Origin of the sequence: Pseudomonas sp. B21-051 (genome assembly GCF_024748795.1) — a bacterium.
GTDB lineage: Bacteria > Pseudomonadota > Gammaproteobacteria > Pseudomonadales > Pseudomonadaceae > Aquipseudomonas > Aquipseudomonas putida_A.
The window spans coordinates 2,114,621-2,140,180 of sequence record NZ_CP087166.1 but is presented as its reverse complement, the minus strand read 5'-3'; the positions used below and the strand labels follow the sequence as shown (position 1 = coordinate 2,140,180).

Below are 25,560 nucleotides of genomic sequence, written 5' to 3'. Positions count from 1 at the left end.
TCTATGAAAGCGCCACTGACCCTCCTCGCCGCCAGCCTGATGCTGGCGGCCTGCAGCAGCCCTGCGCCACGCCCCGACAGCGGCGTGCAGCCACCGCCCGCCTGGCAGTCACCGGATCATCCCGGTGCGGTGCAGAGCAATCGCCAATGGTGGAAGCTGTTCGGCAGCCCCGAACTCGATCGACTGGTCGAACAGGCGCGCCTGGGCAGCCATGACCTCGGCGCCGCGGTGGCCCGGGTCAGGCAGGCGCAGGCCAGCGCGACGATTGCTGGCGCCCCGCTGCTGCCGGAACTCAAGGCCGGACTGAATGCCAATCGGCAGAAACTATTGCACGGTAAGGGCTACAGCCAACTGGACGTGAACCCGGACAAGCGTTCGCTGGATTACTACGACGCGGAGCTGAGCGCCAGTTACGAAATCGATTTCTGGGGCGGCAAACGCGCCGCTCGCGACAGCGCCGTGTTCGGCGTGCAGGCCAGCGAATTCGATCGCGCCACCGTCGAACTGACCCTGCAAAGCGGCGTTGCCACCAGCTACACCCAGGCCCTCGCTTTGCGTGAGCAGGCGCGCATCGCCGGACTCAATCTGGCCAACGCGCAAAACGTATTGCACCTGGTGCAAACCCGCTTCGACGCCGGTAGCGCCACCGCGCTGGAACTGGCCCAGCAGAAAAGTCTGGTGGCCGAACAACAACGCAAATTGCCGTTGGTGCAGCAACAGGCACGCGAAGCACTGATCAGCCTCGCCGCCCTGCTCGGCCAACCGGTGCAGACGCTGTCGTCACCTCAACAGTCATTCGAACAATTGCAGTGGCCGAACATCGCCAGTGGCGTGCCCAGCGATCTGCTGAGCCGGCGCCCGGACATCGCCAGCGCCGAAGCCAGACTCGCGGCCGCACAGGCCGATGTCACCGTGGCCCGGGCGGCCATGCTACCTAAAGTCACCCTCACCGCCAGCCTCGGCACCGGCGCCGATCTGGCGGCGGATCTGCTGCGCACGACATTCTACAACCTGTCATCCGGGCTGACCGCACCGATCTTCAACAATGGTCGCCTGAGCGCCGAACGCGACAAGGCCAAGGCTCGTCAGGACGAACTGCTGGAGACGTACCGCGGGGCAATCATCAATGGTTTCGCCGACGTCGAAAAAGCCCTCAGCAACATTCGCGGTCTCGACGAACAACGGCAATGGCAAGGCGAGGAACTGAGCCAGGCGCAAACCGCTTTCGACATTGCCCAAAGTCGCTATCAGGCCGGTGCCGAAGACTTGCTCACCGTACTGCAAACCCAGCGCACGCTGTACGCGGCGCAGGACATGAACGTGCAACTGCGCCTGTCGCGTTTGCAGGCCAGCATTGCCTTGTACAAGGCATTGGGCGGCGGCTGGCAAGTCATCTGACCGTCCCTTATCGACTGTCCCGACGCCTTCGCGAGCAGGCTCGCTCCCACATTGGATCTGCGTCGTTTACAAAGTCCCCTGTGGGAGCGAGCCTGCTCGCGAAGGCGCCAGGTCAGGCAACCAAGATCCCTAGGCAAAAAAAATCGCAGCACCAGGCTGCGATTTTTTTTGCGCTCAGAGTTGCCGCCCTTTCACTTTCAGATGCCGCGCGTACCACGGTCGCTGCGGCACCTTGCGGAACAGGTCGGCCATATTGTCTTCATCGCCAAAGGTGATGCGCAGCGCCAGTTTCATGGTTTCCGGATCCATCTCCACCGATCGACCGATTTGCAGCCCCGGCACGGTACTGCAGCCATGGGTGTCCGGCCCCAGCCACGGGTCGTCGACTTCAACCCAGCGTCCCGGGGCAAACCACGGCACGCCATTGACCTCAAGACGACTGACTTCGCCCGGATGAAAACGCTCATGGGCGCGGAACCAGTCTTCGAGGCGATCATCGATCCAGCCGTGAAAACGCCAGAACACCGGGTTCACATGGGAGGAAAACGGGTCGCCGAGAAAGTCGTTTTCCGGGGCGTACCAACGCGCGGCAAAATCCGCCTGATCGCGCGCCATCGGCACCGGAATATCGTTGGACGGGTCGCGTGCCACCGACGCCCAGCGCATATGCAACCAATCGTGCAGGCCCAGCTCTACTTCTGAGCCGAACTGACCAAGGGTAAGTTTCGACAAGTATCGCGGGTCGCGGTACTGCGATTCCCAGACCTGGAAATTGCTGTGGTAAGTCTCGGCCGCTTTGATGTCGCTGACCCACTGGGTGTACTCGTCATCGCCGTCGGTCACCCAGGTCGGCGGCAAGGCGTTGCCGTCGTGGTTGTCGAAGTAGCGGGCGAAGCCCTGACGGTCGCGTTCCAGTTCCGGTTGCGGCATGGGGAACGCCGGCCACGACGGCAAGTCCTGCATCGAGCGGGCCTTGCCCAGCATGTGCCGGTGCATGAAGAAGAAGTCGATGCCCGAACCATTGCGATCCTTGCGTGGCCCGCGGGCATCCCGTTCCTTGTCGCGCGGCCCGGGTTGCCAGCCGATTCCGCGCAGGGCCTCGCGCTTTTTCTCCGAGAGTTTGTGCCACTTGTCCCGGGTCGCATGCCAGAGCTGGTGGAACAGGCGATGTTCCGGAGCGACCAGCCACGCCAACAGTGTCGGGTTCAATCCAGTGCGCTCGCGAGCCTCGGGAAAGCGTCGCTTGATGGCGATGAAATGGTTGTCGAGTTCGGGCAAGCCCAACGGTCGATCCAGGCGCAACACCTGCCCGGTAAGCGTGCCGCTACCGGCATTGCCGAAAGCCGCCCAGACTTCATCCAGTTTGACTTTGAATTCATAGACCGGCGGCGCTTGCGGCGCATCGGTGCGCAGCAGCCGCCAGTACATCTCGGCGCCATTACCCGGCGCCAGATCGCCAATCACCTGATAGCGCGCCGGCGCGTCAGAACGCAGACTGGCCCCGGTATCGAGGAATCCGCGCAAGCCGCGGCCACGACGGGCAATGTCGAGAAACAATTCCAGACCTTCGTGTGGCAGGCCATCCAGCCCTGCGGCGGCTCCGCTGAAACGGATATCCCACACGCCGCGCAGGTTGTCCGCCAACTGCTGACCGGCCGTGTCGGCCAGATCCACTGTGGCCTCTCCCGGTGTGATCGGAAACTCCTCACGGGTCAGCTCACGATGTGCATAAAAAGCGGCAGGCAGCGCGGCGCCCGTAAGTGCCATGCCCGCCATGAACCAGCGTCGAGAGATCGTCATTGCCCTACCTGTGTCAGCCATGAAGCAGGCTTTATCCAAGCTAGAACGTTTGCTCGTCGAGGAAATTTATGGCGCCGGCAAAAGATCGCGACGCGCCGCGAGCGCTTTTCACTCGCGCCACTAAATTAGCCGTCCGGTCACTCGTTCCTCCCAGATAGCAAGGGCCCCTGCGCCTGCACCTCGACGGCGAACCTGAATGAGATGGCAATGACAAAACCGCGTTCGAAAAAGGCTCTATTTATCGGCCTGCCGCTGGCCTTGGCGATCAGCGCCGGCGCAGGATTTCTGGCTTGGGATTACTGGTTTCGGGACAACCCCGGCTATCCGGTCAAAGTGATGAAGCAGGCAACCGAGCTGCAGGATCGCATCCTCTCGTTCGACAGCCACATCACCGTGCCCCTGAGTTTCGGCGCGCACGGCAACGAAGCCGACAAGGACGGCTCGGGCCAGTTCGACCTGATCAAGGCCAATCGCGGTCGCTTGTCCGGCGCGGCGCTGACCGTGTTTGGCTGGCCGGAAATGTGGAACGGCCCGAATGCGCCGCATCGCCCGACCGAGGGCTTTGTCGAAGAAGCGCGCAACCAACAGGAAGTGCGCTACAAAATCATTTCCGGGATGGTCCGCGACTTTCCCAATCAGGTTGGCATCGCCTACACCCCGGATGATTTCCGCCGCCTGCATGGCGAAGGCAAGTTTGCGATTTTCATCAGCATGCTCAACGCCTACCCGCTGGGCAACGATCTGAGCAAACTGGACTTGTGGGCCGGGCGCGGCATGCGCATGTTCGGCTTCAGCTACATCGGCAACAACAGCTGGGCCGACTCGTCGCGCCCGCTGCCGTTTTTCAATGATTCGCCCGATGCCCTCGACGGTCTCTCGGACATCGGCAAGCAAGCGGTGCACCGTTTAAACGATCTGGGCGTGATCATCGACGTCTCGCAGATGTCGACCAAGGGCCTGGAACAGGTCGCGCAACTGAGCCGTACACCGCTGGTGGCTTCGCACTCGGCGCCACGGGCAGCGGTGGATATTCCGCGCAACCTCAGCGACAAGGAATTGCAACTGATCAAGAACAGTGGCGGCGTGGTGCAGGTGGTCGGGTTCTCGCAATACCTCAAACCGCTGACCCAAGGCACTCAGGACAAACTCAACGCACTGCGCGCGCGCTTCGACCTGCCACCGTTGCCGAACCTGGCCATGGCGCTGATGCCGGGCGATCCGATCATCACCGCCTGGTCCGAACAGAAACTCGGCCAGTACGCCAGCGGCCTCTACGCGATCCTTGAAGAAGAACCGAAAGCGACCCTCAAGGACCTCGGTGATGCCATCGATTACACCGTGCGAAAAATCGGCATCGACCATGTCGGTATCTCGTCGGACTTCAACGACGGCGGCGGCATCAAGGGCTGGGAAAACGTCGGTGAAATCCGCAACGTCACCGCCGAACTGATCCAGCGTGGTTACTCCGAAGCCGACATCGCCAAACTGTGGGGCGGCAACTTCATGCGCGTCTGGGATCAGGTGCAGAAAGCGGCCAAACCGGCGTTGATCTCCCGCCAGGACAGCGCCCAGCCATGACCGACCGTCGCACGTTTCTGAAACAGGCAGGCGTGGTTGCCGCCGCCCTGCCGTTTGGCACAACGCTCGCTGCGCCAGCAATGGCCCCGCCCGCCGCCGTGCCTTCCGGGAGCAAATGGACGCAGCTGCGCCAGTTGTTCGAGCAGGATCCGCAGGCGATTCACTTCGCCAACTTTCTGGTCACCTCCCATCCCAAACCCGTGCGCGAGGCCATCGCCCACCATCGTGCAGCGCTGGATCTGAACCCGGGGCTGGCCATGGACTGGGATTTCGGCGTCACCGAAAAGCGCGAAGACAATGTGCGGGTCTGGGCCGGCAAATACCTGCAGGCCAAACCGGGCCAGATCGCCCTCACCGGCAGCACCACCGAAGGCCTGGCGATGATTTACGGTGGCGTGCACGTGCGCCCGGATCAGGAAATCCTCACCACCGAGCACGAGCACTATTCGACCCGCAACATCCTCGATTTCCGCTCCCGCCGCGATGGCACCCGGGTGCGAAAACTCAAGCTGTTCGAAACCCCGCAAAGCGTTTCGCTGGATCAGGTGCTCGACACCATCAACCGCAACATCCGTCCTGAAACCCGCGTGCTGGGGATGACCTGGGTGCATTCGGGCAGTGGCGTGAAGTTGCCGATCGACGAGATTTCAAGGCTGGTCGATGAACACAACCGTCAGCGCGAAGATCAGGACCGATTGATTTACGTGGTCGACGGTGTGCACGGCTTCGGCGTCGATGATCTGAGTTTCCCGCAGATGAACTGCGACTTTTTCATTGCCGGTACCCACAAGTGGATGTTCGGCCCGCGCGGCACCGGCATCGTCTGCAGCCGCAGTGAGGAAGTGAAATACGTCAGCCCGAGCGTGCCGACGTTCTCCGAAGCGACGACGTTTGCCACCACCATGAGCCCGGGCGGCTACCACGCCTTCGAACACCGCTGGGCACTGGACGAGGCCTTCAAACTGCATCTGCAACTGGGCAAGGCCGACGTTCAGACACGCATTCATCAGCTCAACAGCTATCTGAAAGAGCGCTTGCGGGAACACGCCAACATCGAACTGGTGACCCCGTTCGATCCGCAGTTTTCCGCCGGTTTCACGTTCTTCCGGATCAAGGGCCAGGACTGCGACGACGTCGCCGCCTACCTGATGAACCAACGGGTGATCTGCGACGCCGTCAGCCGCGATGTCGGCCCGGTGATCCGCACCGCACCCGGGCTGCTCAACAGCGAAGCCGAAGTCGACCGGTTCATGGACATCCTCGGCAAAAAACTGCGCGCCTGAGCGCTCGACCCCGGTTTTCCTTTCACAGAGACGACTCATGAAAAAGCCCCACGCCTCATACGCCTTCAAGGCCCTCCCCGCACTGGCGCTGACCGCGCTCTGCGCGGGTCTGTTGCCCGGCGCCGCACAGGCTGCGACCCCGCCTGCTCCGGGCAAAGTGTTCAAGGACTGCAAGGACTGTCCGGAAATGGTGGTACTGCCCACTGGCAGCTTCACCATGGGCACCCCGGAGGACGAAGTCGGCCGCGAGCCGGATGAAGGTCCGCGCCACGTGGTGACCTTCAACAAACCGTTCGCCATCAGCCGTTTCCAGGTACTGGTCGGCGAATGGGACGCGTATGTGCGCGAAACCGGCAACAAGCCCTACGACTTCGATGATCGTCCGGGTCGCCGCTGCACCGCTGGCAAACCGGAGTTCAAGCAGACCGCGCGCGACCCGGCGGTGTGCATGAACGTCGCCGAAGCCCAAGGCTATATCGACTGGCTGTCGAAAAAGACCGGCCAAAGCTATCGCCTGCAAAGCGAATCGATCCGCGAATACGCCGCCCGTGGCGGCAGCACCGGGCCCTTCCCGTTCCCGTTCGATGAAGGCAACAACTACCAGATCTCCAAACACGCCAACACCTATGGCGCAGCCGATGGCTACAACTTCACCTCGCCGGCCGGGACCTTTCCGGCCAACGCTTTCGGCGTCTACGACGCCCACGGCAACGTCTATGAGTGGACCGCCGATTGCTATCACAAGGACTATTCCGGAGTACCCGACGACGGTCGTCCATGGGTGCGGGAAAACTGTGAACGCCAGGTCATGCGCGGCAACGACTGGGGCGAAGCGCCGGTGTTCTCCCGCTCCGGCAACCGTAACAGCAGCTGGCCGACCAGCAAGGGCGACTGGCTCGGCTTCCGCGTAGTGCGCGACCTCTGATTCCTGCCGCCACGACCGCAGCCCCGTCTGCGGTCGTTTAAAGAAACTCCGTGACCATTCGTTTTCCTTAAGTACCGGCACTCCCTCCGCACCGAAGCAGGAATCCTCCATGACCAAGCCTACGCGTGGGGCGATCAACGAATTGTTCGCCCTGCTCAAGCCCTTCCGCCTGATCGTCTCTGTGTCCATCGTGCTCGGCATGATCGGTGGCCTGAGCGTCACCGTGCTGCTGGCAACCATCAACAATGCCTTGCACTCCGATGACGGCCTGACCCGCACGGTAGTCATGATCTTCGCCGGCCTCTGCGTCGTGGCGTTGCTGACGACAATTCTGTCGGACATCGGCACCAACTATGTCGGCCAGCACATCATTGCCAGGCTGCGCAAGGAACTGGGGGAGAAAGTGCTGTCGGCGCCAATCGACCAGATCGAACGCTATCGCAGTCACCGCTTGATCCCGGTGCTGACCCACGACGTCGACACCATCAGCGACTTCGCCTTCGCCTTTGCGCCGCTGGCGATCTCCATGACCGTCACCCTTGGCTGCCTCGGTTACCTGGCGATGTTGTCCTGGCCGATGTTCCTGATGATGCTGGTGGCCATCGCCATCGGTACCACGATTCAGGCGATTGCCCGGGCCAAGGGCATGCGCGGGTTTTACGCCGCACGCGACTCCGAAGACGAACTGCAAAAGCACTACAACGCGATTGCCGAAGGGGCCAAGGAGCTGCGTATCCACCGCCCGCGGCGCCAGCGCATGTTTGTCGCCGGCATTCAGAAAACCGCAGAAAAGATCTGCGACACCCAGATCAAATCCATCAACACCTTCGTGATCGCCAAGTCGTTCGGCTCGATGCTGTTCTTCGTGGTCATCGGCATGGCTCTGGCGCTGCAATCCTTCTGGCCGAGCGGCGACAAAGCGGTCATGAGTGGCTTTGTGCTGGTGCTGCTGTACATGAAAGGCCCGCTGGAGCATCTGGTCAGCACCTTGCCGATCATCAGCCGTGCGCAGATTGCGTTCCGCCGGATTGCCGAGCTGAGCGAACAGTTTTCCTCGCCGGAACCGCACCTGCTACTGGAAGACACGGGCAGCAAAGCGGCAGCCGTCAATAGCCTGGAGCTGCGCAACGTGCGCTACGCGTTCCCGGCGGTGGAAGGCAGCGAACCGTTCCGTCTGGGGCCGGTCAACCTGCGCATCGAACAAGGCGACATCGTGTTCATCGTCGGCGAAAACGGTTGTGGCAAAACCACGCTGATCAAATTGCTGCTCGGCCTGTACGCACCGACCGAAGGCGAAATCCGCGTCAACGATCAAGCAATCACCGCGCTCAACCGCGATGACTACCGACAGAACTTCACCACGATCTTTGCCGACTACTACCTGTTCGACGACCTGATCCAGGGCGACCGTCAGGTGCCGCAGGACGCCACCCGTTACCTCGAACGCCTGGAAATTGCGCACAAGGTCAGCGTGCGCGACGGTGCCTTCAGCACCACCGATCTGTCCACCGGCCAGCGCAAACGCCTGGCGCTGGTCAACGCCTGGCTCGAAGAGCGCCCGGTGCTGGTGTTCGATGAGTGGGCGGCGGATCAGGATCCGACGTTCCGGCGGATTTTCTACACCGAGTTGCTGCCCGACCTCAAACGCCTGGGCAAGACCATCATCGTGATTTCCCACGATGATCGTTACTTCGACGTTGCCGACCAACTGGTGCGCATGGAGGCCGGAAAGGTCAAAAGCGAACTGCAGAGCGCTTGAAACACGGGGGCCGCGGCCAGGCCGGAAAAATAGTTTTCCGGTTTGCCGCGGCTTCCTCGTCTTAATGAGATGAATAAGAACCATTAACAACTATACCTGCCAAGGTCTTAACCTCATGTCCGCATCCCGTTTCATGCTTCGCCCCCTGACTCGAGCCTTGCTGATGCAGGGCGTCACACGTTCGCGACTGGCCGGCACCGGCATCGGTCTGGCACTGACCGTCGCCGCCGTCCCGCATGTCCAGGCACAGGAATGGACACTGAACATTCCGGCCCAGCCACTGGCACAGGCCCTGCAAACCCTCAGCCAACAGACCAGCCTGCAAATCATCTACAGCCCGGAAAGTCTGCAAGGTCTGCGCTCCAGCGCGCTCAGCGGGCGCTACCAGGGTGATGATTCGCTTAACGCGATACTCAAAGGCACCGGCATTCGCTATCAGCGTGACGGCAACACCGTGACCGTGCTCGGCCCGGCCACCGGCGATACCATGGAACTGGCGCCGACCAACGTCAGCGCGCAACGCATGAGCGCCACCACCGAAGGCAGCAACTCCTACACCACCGGTGGCGTGACCATTGGCAAGGGCACGCATTCGCTGAAAGAAACACCGCAGTCGATCACGGTCATGACGCGCAAGATGCTCGATGACCAGAACCTCAACACCATCGAACAAGTGATGGAGAAAACCCCGGGCATCACCGTTTACGACTCGCCAATGGGCGGCAAGTATTTCTACTCCCGCGGTTTCCGCATGAGCGGCCAGTATCAGTACGACGGCGTGCCGCTGGATATCGGCAGCAGCTACGTGCAGGCCGACAGCTTCAACAGCGACATGGCCATCTATGACCGCGTGGAAGTACTGCGTGGCGCCGCCGGCATGATGAAAGGCGCCGGCGGCACTGCCGGTGGCGTCAACTTCGTGCGCAAGCGCGGCGGCGATACCGCCCACACTGAACTCTCGCTGTCGGCAGGCACCTGGGACAACTATCGCGGTCAGGTCGATACCGGCGGCCCGCTGAATGACTCGGGCACCATCCGTGGTCGCGCCGTGGTCACTGAGCAGACCCGTCAATATTTCTATGACGTCGCCAGCCGCAAGGATCAGATCTACTACGGCGCCCTGGACTTCGACCTCAGCCCCGACACCACCCTGGGTGTCGGCGTCGCCTGGGAAGACGTCGACGCCACGCCTTGCTGGGGCGGCCTGCCACGTTACGCCGACGGCTCCGACCTGCACCTCAAGCGCTCGACCTGCCTGAACACATCCTGGAACAACCAGCGCAGCAAACGCGCCACCTACTTCACTGACCTCAAGCACCAGTTCAATGACGACTGGTCGCTCAAGGTTGCGGGCGTCTACTCGCGCAACACCCAGGACATGGAATACGCATTCCCGAGCGGTGCCGTGCCGGTCGGCGCCACTTCGTCCAGCACCTTGATGCTGGGCAGCACTTACGATTACGACCAGGTCGACTACGGCTTCGATACCTACGTTGACGGCAAATTCGACGCGTTCGGCCAGCAACATGAACTGACCGTCGGCGTAAACGCCAGCCGTTCGAACAAGGACGACTTCTACGCAGTGGCCGCGTTGCCACAACGTCAGAACGTGCTGGATCCGAACCACCACATCCCGCAACCGGATGAAAGCTATTACCTGGCCAATGCATCCCGTGGTGGCCCGGTGGACATGCACATCAAGCAATACGGCGCTTACTCCATCGGCCGCTTCAAACTGGCTGATCCGCTGACCCTCGTACTGGGCAGCCGTGTGAGCTGGTACAAATCCGACACCGACTCGGTGCAGTACTTCCGCGGCGAAGGCACACCGGTCAACACCAAGTCCACCGAAACCGGGCAAGTCACGCCGTTCGCCGGGTTGCTGTTCGACCTCAACGACAACCTGACCGCCTACGCCAGTTACACCGACATCTTCACCCCGCAAGGCGCTTACAAGACCATCGATGGCAGCACCCTCAAGCCATTGATCGGCCAGAGCTACGAGTTGGGGATCAAGGGTGAGTGGTTCGACGGTCGTCTGAACAGCTCCTTCAGCCTGTTCCGCACCATTCAGAAAGATGCTGCCCAGGATGATCTGCGCTGCGAAGACAGCTCTTGCTCGATCAACTCCGGCAAGGTCCGCGCTCAGGGCTTCGAAGCGGAAGTCAGCGGTGAAGTGATTGACCGTCTGCAACTGTTGGCCGGCTACACCTACACCCAGACCAAAGTGCTGGAAGATGCCGACACCACTCTGGACGGCGCCGCCTACAACTCTTATGTGCCACGTCACCTGTTGCGTGTCTGGGGTGACTACAGCCTGACCGGCCCGCTGGATCGCGTCACCGTCGGTGCCGGCGTCAACGCGCAGAGCGGCAACTATCGCGTCTCGCCGATTGGCGGTGGCAACATCAACGGTGCCGGGTATGCGGTGTGGAACGGTCGCATCGGCTACAAGATCGACGACACCTGGTCGGTCGCGCTCAACGGTAACAACCTGTTCGACAAGCGTTATTACTCAACCATTGGTACCGAAGGTTTCGGTAACTTTTATGGTGATCCGCGTAATTTCGTGATGTCGGTCAAGGCTGTCTTCTGATTGCTTCGGTTGTGAGAAAGCCCCGCTTTGGCGGGGTTTTTTTTGTCTGTCTGGTGTTGGGGGGTTGGGATTATTGGGGATTGGGATTGGGGGCATATCCGTTGCTGCGAGGGGTTGCTGATTACGGTTCCGCCCTTACGGCGGGTCACTTTTTCCAAACGCCGAAAAAGTAACCAAAAAGGCTTCCCCCGGCGTACGGCACTTCGCTGAGGCTCAGTGTTCCCTCGCTACGGTGTCCATCCGGGGGCATCGCCTCCGGTTTGCTTCGCTGCACCTCCTCTCGATGTATGCGGCTTCGCCGCATGGCGCTGCGCGCCTGACCCCCGGATGGACACCTTCGCTCGGCCTGCCGAAGGGGCAAAAGATCAAAAGACACATCAAAAGCCAGAGCCAGAGCCAGAGCCAGATCAAAAGATCGCAGCCTTCGGCAGCTCCTACATGAGACTGGGTGCATTCAGTAAGAGATTGGTCGGCTGTCAGGCTGGCTCCTACAGTTCAGATTGCGTGCTGCCCATGCGGCGCAGCCGCCCCACTCAACACAATGAGCGTTAGCTCGAGTACCGCTTTTGATCTCAAGGCCCGTCGGCAGGCTGAGTGGAGGGATTTATCCGGGGGTGGGAGCGCAGCGACCGTTTGGCGCAGCCAAACACAGCGAGAGGAGGTGCAGCGAAGCAAACCGTAGGCGCTGCCCCCCGGATGAATCCCGCAGCGAAGGAACCCGAGCCCAGGCGAGGGCCGAACGTCAGGGTAAAGCCTTTTTGGTTACTTTTTCGGCGTCTGGAAAAAGTGACCCGCCGTAAGGGCGGAACCATAGGAGGCCGTAACCGCAGCAACGGATATCCCCCCCAACCAAAGCATCACCCCAACAACCGCCCCAACGCCCTGCTCAAATCTTCATGCACCTGCAACACATCAGGCATGACCGCAGCCATACGCAGCAAATCATGCGTCAACCCCGGACAATGTTCGAGTTCAACACTCACCCCGTGATCACGCAATTTATCGACATAAGCCTGCCCTTCATCCAGCAACGGATCAAACCCGGCCAACAGCACAATAGCCGGTGCCACACCACGCAGATCCTCTGTCAGCAACGGTGAAAAACGCCAGTCCAGACAGTCTTGCGGGCTGCGCGCGTAGTGCTGATAGAACCAGTCCAGCGTTTCGTTTTCCAGCAAGTAACCTTCGCCGAACAGCAGACGCGAATCGTGGGTGCGTGAAGCATCGGTAACCGGATAACACAGCAACTGCGCCTTGGGCGCGATGGCTACGGTTTGCGGCTGTACGACTGCCTGTATCGCCAGCACGGTAGCCAGTGTGGCGCCGGCGCTGTCGCCGCCGAACGCTACGCGCGTGGTGTCGAGGCCGAGGCTCGCAGCGTTTTCCGCCAGCCACGACAAAGCGTCTTCGCCATCTTCCAGGGCCACAGGAAAACGATGCTCGGGCGCCAGTCGATAACCGACCGACAAAACCGCACAAGGCGTGCGCTGGCAAAACTCGCGGCACACACCGTCATGGGAGTCGAGGCTGCCGACGACAAATCCGCCACCGTGGAAATACACCAGTACCGGCATCGACGTAACGGCGCCGTTCGGCCGATACAGTCGCAACGCCAAAGGCGCGCCGTCCCTGGCCGCCATGTCGATCTGCGTCACCGACAAATCTTCGGGCGCAACCCAGCGCAGTTGTGCGGTGGTCTGCTCGAAGGTGGCACGGGCCTCGCTCGGAGTCATCTGGTGCATGGCCGGCAGGCCGGCGTCCTGGCTGTCTTGGGCCAGGTCGAGAAAGGCTTCCAGATCAGGGTGTAACGACATCGCTAAGATCCTTGTATAAGCAAAAAAGGGGCGCGCCTCGGCAACGCCCCAAAAATTACCGAGTGCCCGGCGATCAGCCGGCGCGTGCCATGCAATGCTCGATCAACGCCTCCAACTCGCGCTGGTAATCGTTCATCAACGCATCCATGGTGCCGGCGCGATAGCGCTGGCTGCTGTAGATGCAGCGCAAGGCCAACTGACCGTCATAGACCTGGCCGACAATTTCCAGCCAGTTACCCAGATTCGCCTTCAGGCTGTAGTTGTCGCCGGTCTCCTCCAGTGCCGGCACCAGCAATGCCTGCTCGTCGAAACTCTGGTCGAACTGCCCCAGGTAGTTGAACGTGACGCGCGCCTGCGGCAGACCCGCCAGTTGCCGGGATACCTCGGCCCCCGCCAGATGACGCAACACGCCGTAGCCGATGCCCTTCTGCGGTATCGCCGCCAGTTGCGCCTGCACATTGACGATCGAGCGGCCGATGTCCTCGCTGTCCGGACGCAGACGCACCGGGAACATACTGGTGAACCAGCCCAGACTGCGGCTCAGGTCGATGGACTCGAACAGGTCTTCGCGACCATGCCCTTCGAGCAGGATCAGCGCCGACGGCTGCTGACTCCAGCGGCACAAGGCGCGGCTGAGCGCCGACAGCAGCAGATCGTTGATCTGCGTGCCGTACACCGCCGGTGCCTGTTTGAGCAGTTGCTCGGTGTGCTCGCGTGACAGTTTGAGTCGTGCCTGCGCCTGCTGGCGCACGAGGTTTTTGCCGCGCGGGTTGTCGCACGGCAGATCGACACCCGGCTGGTCCAGTTGCTCCAGCCACCAGTCCAGTTCCTGCTCGGCAATCACCGGCGCCTGGGCCTGCAACGCTTCGGCAAACGAACGGTAGCTGCTGGTGCGAATCGGCAGCTGCGGTTGCAGCCCTTGCACGCAGGCTTCGTAGGCGACCTTCAAGTCGTCCAGCAGAATCCGCCACGACACGGTATCGACCACCAGGTGATGGATCACCACCAGCAGTCGCGCCTGCCCCTCGGGCATGGCCACATGCATTACTCGCCAGACCGGCCCGACGTCGAGGTTCAGGCTGCGCTGGGCGAGGTTGGCCAGCGTTTCGACCTGCTCGCTGTTCGCGGCTTCACGACGCCAGAGCAACGCTTCGCCCTGTTCATCGAGCTCACAGTAGCGTTGCACCCAGCGCCCGCCTTCGCGGGAGAAACGCAGACGCAACGAGTCGTGATGTTTTTCGATCCAGCCCAGCGCCTGCTCCAGCGCGTCCAGATCCAGCGGCTGGCGCGCGCTCAGGAGCAGCGACTGGTTGTAGTGATGCGCCTCGGCCATGTCCTCGGCAAAGAACCACTCCTGAATCGGCAGCAGGTTGAACGTGCCCTCCGCTGCCACCTGCGTAAGGTCCGTCGTCGGTGGCTGGCCGCCCTCCTTCGCCACGTCCTGTTCGACGATGCCGGCGATGGTCTGATAGCGCATCAGATCGCGCAGCTTGAGGTCCATGTTCAGCGTCGGGTGGTTACGCACCCGGGAAATCACTTGCAGGCTCAGAATCGAGTCGCCGCCCAGTTCGAAGAAGTTGTCGCAGATGCCTACCTGCTCGACCTGCAGCACCTGAGCCCAGATTTGCGCGAGCAAGGTTTCCTGCTCGTTGCGCGGAGCGACGTATTCTTCGGTTTTGAACTCGGGTTCCGGCAACGCCTTGCGATCGAGTTTGCCGTTGGGTGTGACCGGGAACGCGTCCAGGCAAACGATCTGCGCCGGTACCATGTATTCCGGCAACGACGCCCGCAGCCCGGCCTTGAGTTCATCGCCTATGTTCTGCCCGGCTTCGGTCACCACGTAACCGATCAGCTGCTTGCCCGACGCATTGTCCCGGGCGATCACCAGTGCATCGGTGACCGCCGGCAACTGTCGCAGACTCGCCTCGACTTCACCCAGTTCGATACGGAAGCCGCGCACCTTGACCTGATGGTCGATGCGCCCGACGTAATCGACCACGCCGTCCGCACGCAGGCGCACCAGGTCGCCGCTGCGATACAGACGCTCACCCGCCGCGAACGGGTTCGGCACGAAGCGCTCGCAGGTCAGATCGGGACGCCCGTGATAGCCGCGGGCGACGCCATAGCCACCGATGTACAACTCGCCGGCAAAACCTGGCGGCAACGGGTTCAGGTCTTCATCCAGCACGTACAGTGAACGCGCACCTACGGCGCGACCGATCGGCGCATACGCCGCTTCGCAATGCTGACTCACCGGGACTTTCCAGAGCATCGGCGTGACCACGGTTTCCGTCGGGCCATAGCCGTTGGTGAAGTACTCGGGGCGTAGCGCCGCCTTCACCTGCTCGAACGTCTGATCCGGCACCGCGTCACCACCAAAGCAATAGATGCGCACCGGTGGCGGCGCGATACCACTGGCGGCGGCGTATTCGGCCAGTTGCTTGAGGTAGGCCGGCGGGAAGCAGGCAATAGTGATGCCGTATTCGTGCAACGCCTCGTAGGTCTGCTCCGGTGTCCACAGGCAACCGTCGCGAATCACCAGGCGACCGCCGCTGTACAAGGTGCTGAGCCAACGCTCATGGGCGCCGTCGAAAGCGAACGACATGAAGTGCAGCTCGCAACTGCTGGCATCCATTTCATACAATTCGGCAATCGCCTGGCAGTGCATGCTCAGCGGGCCTTGGGTCACCGCAACGCCTTTTGGCCGTCCGGTGGAACCGGAGGTGTAGACCAGATACGCCAGGCCCTGCTCCTGAACGCGGCTGGCGGGGGCGTGATCGGCATAGCGACTTTCATCGAGGTGATCGATTTCCAGACGCAGCAACCCCTGTGGCGCCGGCAACGTCGCACGCAGGCTGCTCTGGGTCAGCAGCAGCGCCATGCCCGAATCTTCGATCATGTACGCCAGACGCTCCGGCGGGTACTCGATGTCCAGCGGCACGTACGCCGCACCGCTCTTGAGCACGGCGAGGAAACTGACCACCATCTCCAGCGAGCGTGGCAAGGCGACGCCGATCACCACTTCCGGGCCGGCACCCTGTTCGATCAGGCAGTGAGCCAGACGATTGGCGCGCTGCTCGAGTTCGCCGTAGCTCAGGCTCATCCCCGCGCATTGCAAGGCAATGGCCTGCGGCTGTTGTTGCGCGTGGCGGCTGATCAACTCCGGCAACAACGCTGCCTGATGGTTGTGCGCCGGTTCGGCGCTCCAGGCCTGCGCCGCTTGCCATTGCTCGCGGCTCAGGCGCTGCAGGTTGCCGAGGCGCTCGTACGGCGCTGCCATCATCGCCGCGAGGGTGTTTTCCATGGTCTGGCGAATACCCAGAACCGCTTCGGCACTGAAATGGCTGCGCAAATACAGATATTCGATCGACAACTCGTCACCGAGCATCACCGCGAGGTCCATCGGTACGTTGGTCACGCCGTGGCCGATGGATTTGCCGAAGGTCAGCTCGGTGTCGTTTTCTTCTTGCAGGCGATCGTCGATCGGGAAGTTCTCGAACACCACAATGCTGTCGAACAATGCCTGGCCGCCGAGGTTGGACCAGCGCTGTACATCGGCCAATGGCGCCTGGGAGTAATCGCGGATGTCGAGGTTATAGGCCTGCACTTCGCCGAGCCAGTCGGCCAGGCGCTGATGCGCTTGCGGCGTCTGAATGATCGGCAAGGTGTTGATGAACAGGCCGAGCATGTTGCCGACATTCGCCAGACTTTCCGGACGTCCCGACACCGTAGCGCCGAAGGTGACTGTCTGCTGCCCGGTGTAGCGTTGCAACAGCAGCAGCCACGCGCCCTGAATCAAGGTGTTGGGGGTGATGCGCAAGTCGCGGCAGAACTGCAGCAGTTGTTCGGTTTGCGCCTTGTCCCAGTTCGAGTAGATCGCATCGTGACCGGAAACATCGGCGCTGTGGCGCGGATGCATCGCCTGGCTCAGCGCCGTCGGCTCGTTGACCACAGCCAGACGCGCCTTCCAGAACAGCTCCTGAGCGTCCTGATCCTGCGCTTGCAACCAGGCGATGAAGTCGCGGTAACGACCGTTCTCGCCGATGATTTCGCCCTTGGCGTAATACTGCAGAACCTCGCCGAACAGGCGCGAACTGCTCCAGCCGTCCATCAGGATATGGTGGCTGGTCCAGATCATCTGGTATTGATCGTCGCTCAGGCGCAGCAAGGTTATCCGCTGCAAACGCGCCTCGGCCAGATCAAAACCGAGCGCGCGGTCATCGCTGGCGAACCGGGCAATCAGCTCTTCGCTGGTTTCGCGCTCACGCCAGTCGAGTACCTGCATCTGCAACGGAGTGTGGCGATGCACCACCTGCAACGGTTTCGCCAGGCCATCCTGCCAATGGAAACTGGTGCGCAGAATCGCCTGCCGGACGATGACGAATTCCCACGCCTGACGGAAGCGCTCTACGTCCAGACCCTTGATCGGCAGGCTGACCTGCTGGACGTAAAGGCTGCTGCCGTTGTCCGACAGCGTGTGGAAAAGCATGCCTTCCTGCATGGGCGACAGCGGGTAAACGTCCTCGATCATCTGCGCCGGTACCGGCAGCGCGTCGAGCTGCGCCTGATCCAGTTGGGCCAATGGATAATCCACTGCCGTGTCGTCCGCCGAGTCGTCATCCACCGAGACCACAGCCGCGAGTTTCTGCACGGTCTGCTGCTGGAACAGGTCTTTCGGGGTGAAACGAATGCCCTGCTGGCGCGCACGGCTGACCAGTTGAATCGAGATGATCGAATCGCCGCCAAGAGCGAAGAAGTTATCGGTGACGCCGACGCGTTCGATCTTGAGAATGTCCTGCCAGACTTCGACCAGTTGTTGCTCCAGCGGCGTCGAGGCTGCCACGTATTCACGTTGCGCCTGGCTGGCGTCCGGCGCGGGTAAAGCCTTGCGATCGAGTTTGCCGTTCGGTGTCAGTGGCAGCTGCTCTAGGAACAGCCACTGCGCAGGCACCATGTAGTCCGGCAGGTGCGCCTTCAGAGCAAACTGCAACGCTTCACTCAGATCGTCCTGCTCCTGGAGACTCAGGCCGCTGTCGCTCGGCACCACATACGCCACCAGTTGCTGACCGCTATGGCCATCCACCGCCAGCACCACACCTTCGCGCACGCTGTCCTGGGCCAGCAGACGCGCTTCGATTTCACCCAGTTCGATGCGGAAACCACGCACCTTGACCTGATGGTCGATGCGACCGACGTATTCAATCCGGCCGTCATCGGTGAAGCGGGTCAGGTCGCCGGTGCGATACATGCGCTCGCCGCTGGTTGACAGCGGATTGGGGACGAAACGTTCGGCGGTCAGGCCCGGGCGGAACAGATAGCCGCGGGTGATGCCGTCGCCGGCCAGATACAGCTCGGCCGCCACGCCAATCGGTGCCGCCTGCAATTGGCCGTCGAGCATGTACGCCGAGGTGTTGAGCAGCGGCCGGCCGATGTTCGCCTGACCACCGGCCTCGCGGCGGGTCCAGGTCGAATAGGTGGTGTCTTCCGAAGGCCCGTACAGGTCATAGACGTGGGCCACCGATGTTTCGCCATAGAGCGTTTCGACCAGGCCCTGCTTCAGCGGCTCGCCGGCGAGGTTGATGATGCGCACGCCGGGCGGAATGTGCCCGGCGCGTTGCAGCGCGGCAATCGCCGACGGCACGGTGTTGATCAGGCGCACCTGATCACGCTCCGGCAAGTCCGGCAGTTCCAGCGCATTGCGCGCCATGACGAGCGAACCGCCACGCGCGAGGGTGACAAAAATCTCCCACACCGACAGGTCGAAGCACACCGATGTCGAGCCCAGCACGCCTTGCAGGTCGTCTTCGCTGTAGACCTCGGCGGACCAGTGAATCAGCGCCTGCACGTTGCGATGAGCGATGGCCACACCTTTCGGTTTGCCGGTAGAACCGGAGGTGTAGATCACGTAAGCCAGATTGGCGCTATCGCCCCGCGCCGGCAGATTGTCCGGCGACTGCCCGGCAAACGCCTGACCGCCCGCCTCGACCAACACCACTTGCGCATCGGTCTGCGGCAATTGCGCCAGTAGCGACTGTTGCGTGAGCAGGACTTTCGCCTGGCTGTCGTCGAGCATGTAGGCGACGCGATCTGCCGGATAATCCGGGTCCAGCGGCACATAAGTGCCGCCGGCCTTGAGCACCGCCATCAGGCCGATCACCAGTTCCGCCGAACGCGGCATCGCCACGCCCACGCGGATTTCCGGGCCGACCCCGAGTGCCAGCAGATGACGGGCCAACTGGTTGGCACGTTGGTTGAGTTCGGCATAGCTTAGAGCCGCACCAGCATGACTCAGTGCCTGCGCTTGCGGATGCATCGCCACCCGCGCTTCGAAACTCTGCGAAATGAGGCGTTGCTCTGCATAGGCGGCGTGATTGTCATTCCATTGCGCCAGGGTCTGACGTTCGGCCAGCGGCAACAGACCAATCTCGCCCAGGCAACGTTGCGGCGCCTCGAGGAACTGACGCAGCACCTCTTGCAGATGCGCCGCCAGGCCCAGCACGCTGCGCTCGGCGAAGTGTTCGGTGAGGTAGTTGAAGTCCAGATTCAACACGTCGCTGGCCCCGGCGATCAGGGTCAGGCCGTAGTTGGTTTGCTCGCGGTGTTCCAGCCCGCCAAAACGCAACCCACCCGGATTGGCCTCCAGCGCTTCGGAAACCGGGTAGTTTTCAAACACCAGCAAGGTGTCGAACAGCGCTTCGTCACTCAGCTCGGCCAGACGCTGGATGTCCTGCAACGGGGTCTGCTCGTAGTCACGCAGCAGCAGGTTCTTGTCCTGCACGCTGCGCACCCAGTCACCGACGCTGACGGTCGCCTGCGGGCTGGCGATCACCGGCAAGGTGTTGATGAACAGCCCCAATTGCTGCTCGATGCCCGGCAGATCCACCGGACGCCCCGACACGGTCGCGCCAAAGGCCACCGTGGCCTGCCCGGTGTAACGCTGCAACACCAGCAGCCACGCAGCTTGCACCAGACTGTTGAGGGTCACTTGCTGCTGACGCGAGAACGCGTTCAGGCGCCGGGTGAAGGCCGCATCGAAATGCAGACGATGCATTTGCTTGCCCGGCCCCGGCACCGTAGCACCGTGGCAGGCCGAAGCCAGGCGGGTCGGCGCCTCCAGCGCAGCCAGTTGCCCGCGCCAGAAATCCTGGGCGGCGGCTTTGTCCTGACCTTGCAGCCAGACCAGAAAATCGCGGTAGCGGCCCTGCGCACCCGGCACCGGCTGACCGGCGTAATCCTGCAACACCTCGCCGAACATCCGCGAGTTGCTCCAGCCGTCCATCAGAATGTGGTGGCAGGTGAAAATCAATCGATGACGTTCATCCGCAGTGCGCAACAGGCACAGGCGCAACAGCGGCGGATTCTGCAGATCAAAACCGCGCTCGCGGTCGGCCTGCGCCCGAGCCTCAAGCACCGCCGGCAGATCCGCCACACCCCGCACATCGACTTCCGGCATCTCCAGGGTCAACTGCCGATTGATCACTTGCAGCGGTGCATCGAGACCGTCGCGGCCCCAGATGAACCCGGCGCGCAGCACTTCATGGCGATCCACCACCCGCTGCCAGGCTTGCTGGAAACGCGCCACATCGAGGCCGTCGATGTCCAGCAGCATCTGATAGACGTAGGCGCTGGCATCGGCGTCGTACAGGCTGTGAAACAGAATGCCCTGCTGCATCGGCGCCAGCGGATAGATGTCTTCGATGCGCTGAGCGGCGATCGGCAGGCTGTCCAGATGCGCCTGGGACAACCCGGCCAGCGGCACGTCGGACGGCGTCAAACCACCGCTCGATTGGCTCAGGCAATGATCGATCAACTCGCCCAGCGCCACTTCATAAGCGCGAGCCAGCGCATTGATCGTCGCCTCTTCGAACACGTCGCCGCTGTAGGTCCAGGTCAGGCTCAGCTGGCCCTGATAGACCCGGCCGTCGATGGTCAGCCAGTTGGCCATCGGCGCGTTTTCATCCTGACCGGCGCCCTTGTCTTCGGTAGCCGGCACCCACAGGGCGTCGGCGTCGAAGTTGTTGTCGAACTGGCCGAGGTAATTGAACGTGACTTTCGGATGCGCCAGCCCGTTCAGCGCCGCCTGTGCCTCGGCACTGCCCAGATGACGCAGCAAGCCATAACCGATGCCTTTGTCAGGGATTGCACGCAGTTGCTCCTTGATGCCCTTGATCGACGCTTCGAGACTGGCGCCAGGGGTCAGGCGCACCGGGAACATGCTGGTGAACCAGCCCACCGTGCGGCTCAGGTCGACATCGTCGAACAGGTCTTCACGACCGTGACCTTCAAGTTGCACCAGCGCGCTGTCCGTGTTCGTCCACTGGCACAGCACACGGGCCAGTGCCGTGAGCAGCAGATCGTTGACCTGGGTGCGATAGACCGAGGGGGCCTGTTGCAACAGCTGACGGGTACGTTCGGCATCCAGACGGGTGTCGACGCTGCGCTCGAAACGATTGCTCAATTGGCCTTGCGGGTTGTCCAGCGGCAGCTCGACCGAGACGTCGCGCAACTGCCCGCGCCAGTAGTCGAGTTGACTGTCCAGCGCCGCACTGCGGGCATGGGCTTGCAGACGCTGCCCCCAATCCTTGAACGCGCTGGTCTTGGCCGGCAGCACCACAGCCTGCCCGCCGCTCAGTTGTTGATAGGCGGTTTGCAGATCTTCCAGCAGGATCCGCCACGACACGCCATCGACTACCAGGTGATGGATCACCAGCAGCAAGCGCTGGCTGGCGTCCGGCAGATCGACCAGCGCCGCACGCATCAGCGGGCCGTCGAGCAGATCGAGACTGCGCTGCAACTCCAGACACAGCGCCGGCAATGCCGCACTGTCATCCAGCGTGACAGTGCGCAGCAACGCTTGCGCCTGATCCGCCGGCGCATGGCTCTGCTGCCAGCCATCGCCGGTCTGGCGATAACGCAGGCGCAGCGCGTCGTGGTGCCGTTGCAGGTGCAGCAGCGCCTGTTCCAGCGGCGCCGCTTGCAGCGCCGTGGCCGGGGTCAGCAGGATCGACTGGTTCCAGTGATGCCGCGCCGGGATAGCACTGTTGAAGAAGTAATGCTGAATCGGCGTCAGAACCGCATCGCCGAGCACTTCGCCCTGTTGCGTCTGCACCGCATCGCTCTGTTGCGCGACAGTTGCCAGACGCTGCACGGTCTGGTGCTGGAAGATGTCTTTGGGGGTGAAGCGAATACCCGCCTGACGGGCGCGACTGACCACCTGAATCGAAATGATCGAATCGCCGCCCAGCTCGAAGAAATTGTCGTTGAGGCCGACGCGCTCGACCTTCAACACGTCCTGCCAGATATCGGCCAGACGCTGCTCCAGTTCGTTGCGCGGTGCGGCGTAGGCTTCCTGCACCAGGGCGACGTCCGGCTGCGGCAGTTGCTTGCGATCAAGTTTGCCGTTGGCCGTCAGCGGCAGACGCTCAAGAAACGCCCAACTGACCGGAATCATGTAATCGGGCAGCGACTCGCGCAAATGTGCCTTGATCGAATCGCGCAGTGCGCCCTGCCCTTCGGCATCCAGCGCCTCGTTGGCGACGATCCAGGCTGACAGTTGCTGACCACTGGGACCATCGACCGCCAGCACCACCGCTTCACGCACTTCGGGGTGCTTGAGCAGTTGCGCTTCGATTTCTCCCAGCTCGATTCGGAAACCGCGGATCTTCACCTGATGGTCGATGCGGCCGATGTATTCGATCACACCGTCGCCGCGCAGCCGCGCCAGGTCACCGGTGCGATACAGGCGTTGACCCGCCTGCGGATTGAACGGATCCGGAACAAACCGCGTCGCGCTCATGCCGGCCTGATTAAGGTAACCACGGGCCAGACCGGCGCCGGCGATGTACAGCTCGCCGATGCAGCCTTGCGGCACCAGGTTCAGTGAATTGTCGAGCAAGTACCACGACAGGTCGACGATCGGTTCGCCGATCGGGCTGCTGTGGCTCTGCTGCAAATCAGCCAGCGACAATGGCCGGTAGGTCACGTGCACGGTGGTTTCGGTGATGCCGTACATGTTGATCAGCGTTGGCGCGCGGTCGCCGAAACGTTCGAACCACGGTCGCAGGCTCTGCACTTCGAGGGCCTCGCCGCCAAACACCACGTAACGCAGGGCGTTATAGCGCGACGACTCGCTGGCCACCAGCATCAACGGCTTGAATGCCGAGGGCGTCTGGTTCAGCACGGTGACATTTTCATCGCACAGCAGGCTGTAGAAATCTTCCGGGGAACGGCTGACGTCGTGGGGCACCACCACCAGTTTGCCGCCGTAGAGCAGCGCACCGAAAATCTCCCAGACCGAGAAGTCGAAGGCGTAGGAATGGAACAGCGTCCAGCTGTCCTGCGGGCCGAAATCGAACCAGTGTTCAGTGGCACTGAACAGACGAATGACGTTGCTGTGCGGCAACAAAGCGCCCTTCGGTTTGCCGGTGGAGCCCGAGGTGTAGATAACGTAGGCCAGATTGTCCGGTGTGGTCAGGCACACCGGATTGCTGTCGCGGCTGCCTGCGACTGGCTGGTTCAGATCCAGACAGGTCAGTCCCGCTGGCACTGGCAACTGCGCCAGCAGATGGCCCTGGGTCAGCAGCAATTCGATGCCGCTGTCCGCGATCATGTAGCTCAGCCGGTCATCCGGGTAACCCGGGTCCAGTGGCACATACGCGCCACCGGCCTTCAGCACCGCGAGGATGGCGACGATCATGTCCAGCGAACGCTCGACGGCAACGCCGACGCGCACGTCCGGGCCGACGCCACGGTCGATCAGCACATGCGCCCACTGGTTGGCACGGCGATTGAGCTCGGCGTAGGTCAGACGCTGCCCGTCAAAGGTCACGGCGATCGCTTCAGGATGACGTTCAGCCTGGCCTTCGATGACTTGCTGAATGCACTGCTCGACCGCTTGTTCCACCCGTGCCGGATTCCACTGCGCGAGCAATTGTTGTTGCTGGCTGTCATCGAGCATCGGCAGTTGCCCGATACGCTGCCCCGGCTCGGCGACGATCGCCCGCAACAGTGCATTCCAGTGTTGCCCCAGGCGCTCGATGGTCGCGGCGTCGAACAGATCCGTGGCGTACTTGAGCACGGCTTCGATACCGTGGGCCTGCTCGGTAGTGTTCAGGGTCAAGTCGAACTGGGCGGTCTGGCTTTGCCATTCCAGCGGTTCGATGCTCAGGCCGTTGAGGCGGGTTTCGACGCTCGCACGGCGTTCGGCCTGGTGGTTGAACATCACCTGGAACAATGGGCTGTGGCTCAGGCTGCGCCCCGGCTCCAGCGCTTCGACCAGTTGCTCGAACGGCAAGTCCTGATGGGCCTGGGCTTGCTGCGCGGTCTGTTTGACCTGACGCAGCAGATCGACAAACGGCATCTGCCCGTCGATGTCGGCCTTGAGCACCTGAGTATTGACGAAGAAGCCGATCAGACGCTCGATTTCCACCCGTCCACGGTTGGCCACCGGCACGCCGACGCGGATGTCGGCCTGCCCGCTGTAGCGGTGCAGCAACGCTTGGAACGAGGCCAGCAACACCACGAACAGCGTCACGTTTTCCTGACGGGCGAACGCCTTGAGCGCATGGCTCAGCGCCGGGTCGAGAATCAGGTTGTGACTGGCCCCGGCAAAGCTTTGCTCGATGGAACGCGGGCGATCCATCGGCAGTTCCAGCACCGGCTGCTCACCGCCCAGCTTCTCTTGCCAGTACGCCAGTTGCCGCTCTTGCTCACCGGCCTCCATCCACTGCCGCTGCCACAGGGCGTAATCGGCATATTGAATCGGCAGCGCCGGCAGACCGGCGGCGTGCCCGAGATTGAAACCGGCGTACAGCTGCACCAGTTCCTCGATCATCACTTGCAGCGACCAGCCATCGGAAACAATGTGGTGCAGGGTCAGCACCAGGACATGGTCATTCGGGGTGACCTGCAGCAACGCCGCGCGCAACAGCGGGCCGTGCTCCAGGTCGAAAGTTTTATGGCTCTGGGTCTGCACGAACGCCTGAATGGACGCTTCAGGGTCGTTCGCCGACTCAGCGCTCAGTTGCTGGATCTCCAGTGCAAAGGGGCCTGCGGGCAGGACCACTTGCAAGGGTTGTCCGGTTTCCTGGGTGAACACCGTGCGCAAGGTTTCGTGTCGTTCGATCAGCGCCTGGACGCTGCGCTCCAGCGCGGATACATCCAGCGGCCCCTGCAAACGCAGGGCCGTCGGAATGTTGTAGGCCGCGCTGTGCGGCGCCCACTGCCAGAGAAACCACTGGCGTTGCTGGGCGTAGGACAGCAGCAACGGCTCTTCAGCCGTGCGCTTGAAAACCGGGGCAATGTCAAAGAGGTTGACGCCTTTCTGCTTGAGCAGAACCGCCAGAGCCTTTCTTTGCTTAGCCGAAAGTTGTCCTACCGACTCGATTAACTCTTGCACGCGTTTTTCC

9 protein-coding genes are annotated in these 25,560 nt (G+C 62.1%); 6 read left to right on the top strand and 3 right to left on the bottom strand.

What is annotated here, in order from left to right; translation table 11 throughout:
* Window positions 1-3 precede the first annotated feature (3 nt).
* Window positions 4-1,398, top strand: a complete 1,395-nt coding sequence (locus LOY52_RS09660) for an efflux transporter outer membrane subunit (RefSeq protein ID WP_258679239.1) — start codon at window positions 4-6, stop codon at window positions 1,396-1,398.
* Between the two features lie 174 nt (window positions 1,399-1,572).
* Here the strand turns inward: LOY52_RS09660 and LOY52_RS09655 are convergent, their stop codons facing one another.
* The gene (locus LOY52_RS09655) at window positions 1,573-3,198 is read right to left on the bottom strand and encodes a PvdJ/PvdD/PvdP-like protein (protein ID WP_258679238.1); all 1,626 of its coding nucleotides are present in this window, start codon (window positions 3,196-3,198) and stop codon (window positions 1,573-1,575) included.
* 207 nt (window positions 3,199-3,405) lie between these two features.
* Here LOY52_RS09655 and pvdM point away from each other — a divergent pair, with 207 nt between their 5' ends.
* The 5 genes from pvdM to LOY52_RS09630 all read left to right on the top strand — a co-directional run bounded on the left by pvdM (window position 3,406) and on the right by LOY52_RS09630 (window position 11,339).
* Window positions 3,406-4,776: a pyoverdine-tailoring dipeptidase-like protein PvdM gene (gene pvdM / locus LOY52_RS09650; RefSeq protein WP_123587734.1), complete on the top strand. Its 1,371-nt coding sequence runs from the start codon at window positions 3,406-3,408 to the stop codon at window positions 4,774-4,776.
* Window positions 4,773-6,059, top strand: coding sequence for an aminotransferase class V-fold PLP-dependent enzyme (locus tag LOY52_RS09645; RefSeq protein WP_258679237.1), 1,287 nt, complete (start codon window positions 4,773-4,775; stop codon window positions 6,057-6,059). Before pvdM ends, LOY52_RS09645 begins: the two co-directional genes overlap by 4 nt.
* 37 nt (window positions 6,060-6,096) lie before the next feature.
* On the top strand, window positions 6,097-6,984 hold the full coding sequence (locus tag LOY52_RS09640; RefSeq protein ID WP_258679236.1) for a formylglycine-generating enzyme family protein: 888 nt from the start codon (window positions 6,097-6,099) through the stop codon (window positions 6,982-6,984).
* A 109-nt stretch (window positions 6,985-7,093) separates the two neighbouring features.
* Entirely contained in the window at window positions 7,094-8,743 is a 1,650-nt protein-coding gene (locus tag LOY52_RS09635) for a cyclic peptide export ABC transporter (protein ID WP_258679235.1), read from the top strand.
* Window positions 8,744-8,858: 115 nt separating this feature from the next.
* Entirely contained in the window at window positions 8,859-11,339 is a 2,481-nt protein-coding gene (locus LOY52_RS09630; protein WP_258679234.1) for a TonB-dependent receptor, read from the top strand.
* A gap of 857 nt (window positions 11,340-12,196) precedes the next feature.
* Here LOY52_RS09630 and LOY52_RS09625 read toward each other — a convergent pair.
* Window positions 12,197-13,153 carry an alpha/beta hydrolase gene (locus tag LOY52_RS09625; protein ID WP_258679233.1) on the bottom strand — a complete coding sequence of 319 codons (957 nt, stop codon included), beginning with the start codon at window positions 13,151-13,153 and terminating at the stop codon, window positions 12,197-12,199.
* A 73-nt stretch (window positions 13,154-13,226) separates the two neighbouring features.
* A complete protein-coding gene (locus LOY52_RS09620; RefSeq protein ID WP_258679232.1) occupies window positions 13,227-25,550 on the bottom strand; it encodes a non-ribosomal peptide synthase/polyketide synthase in 12,324 nt (4,107 codons plus the stop codon).
* Between the last annotated feature and the right edge of the window lie 10 nt (window positions 25,551-25,560).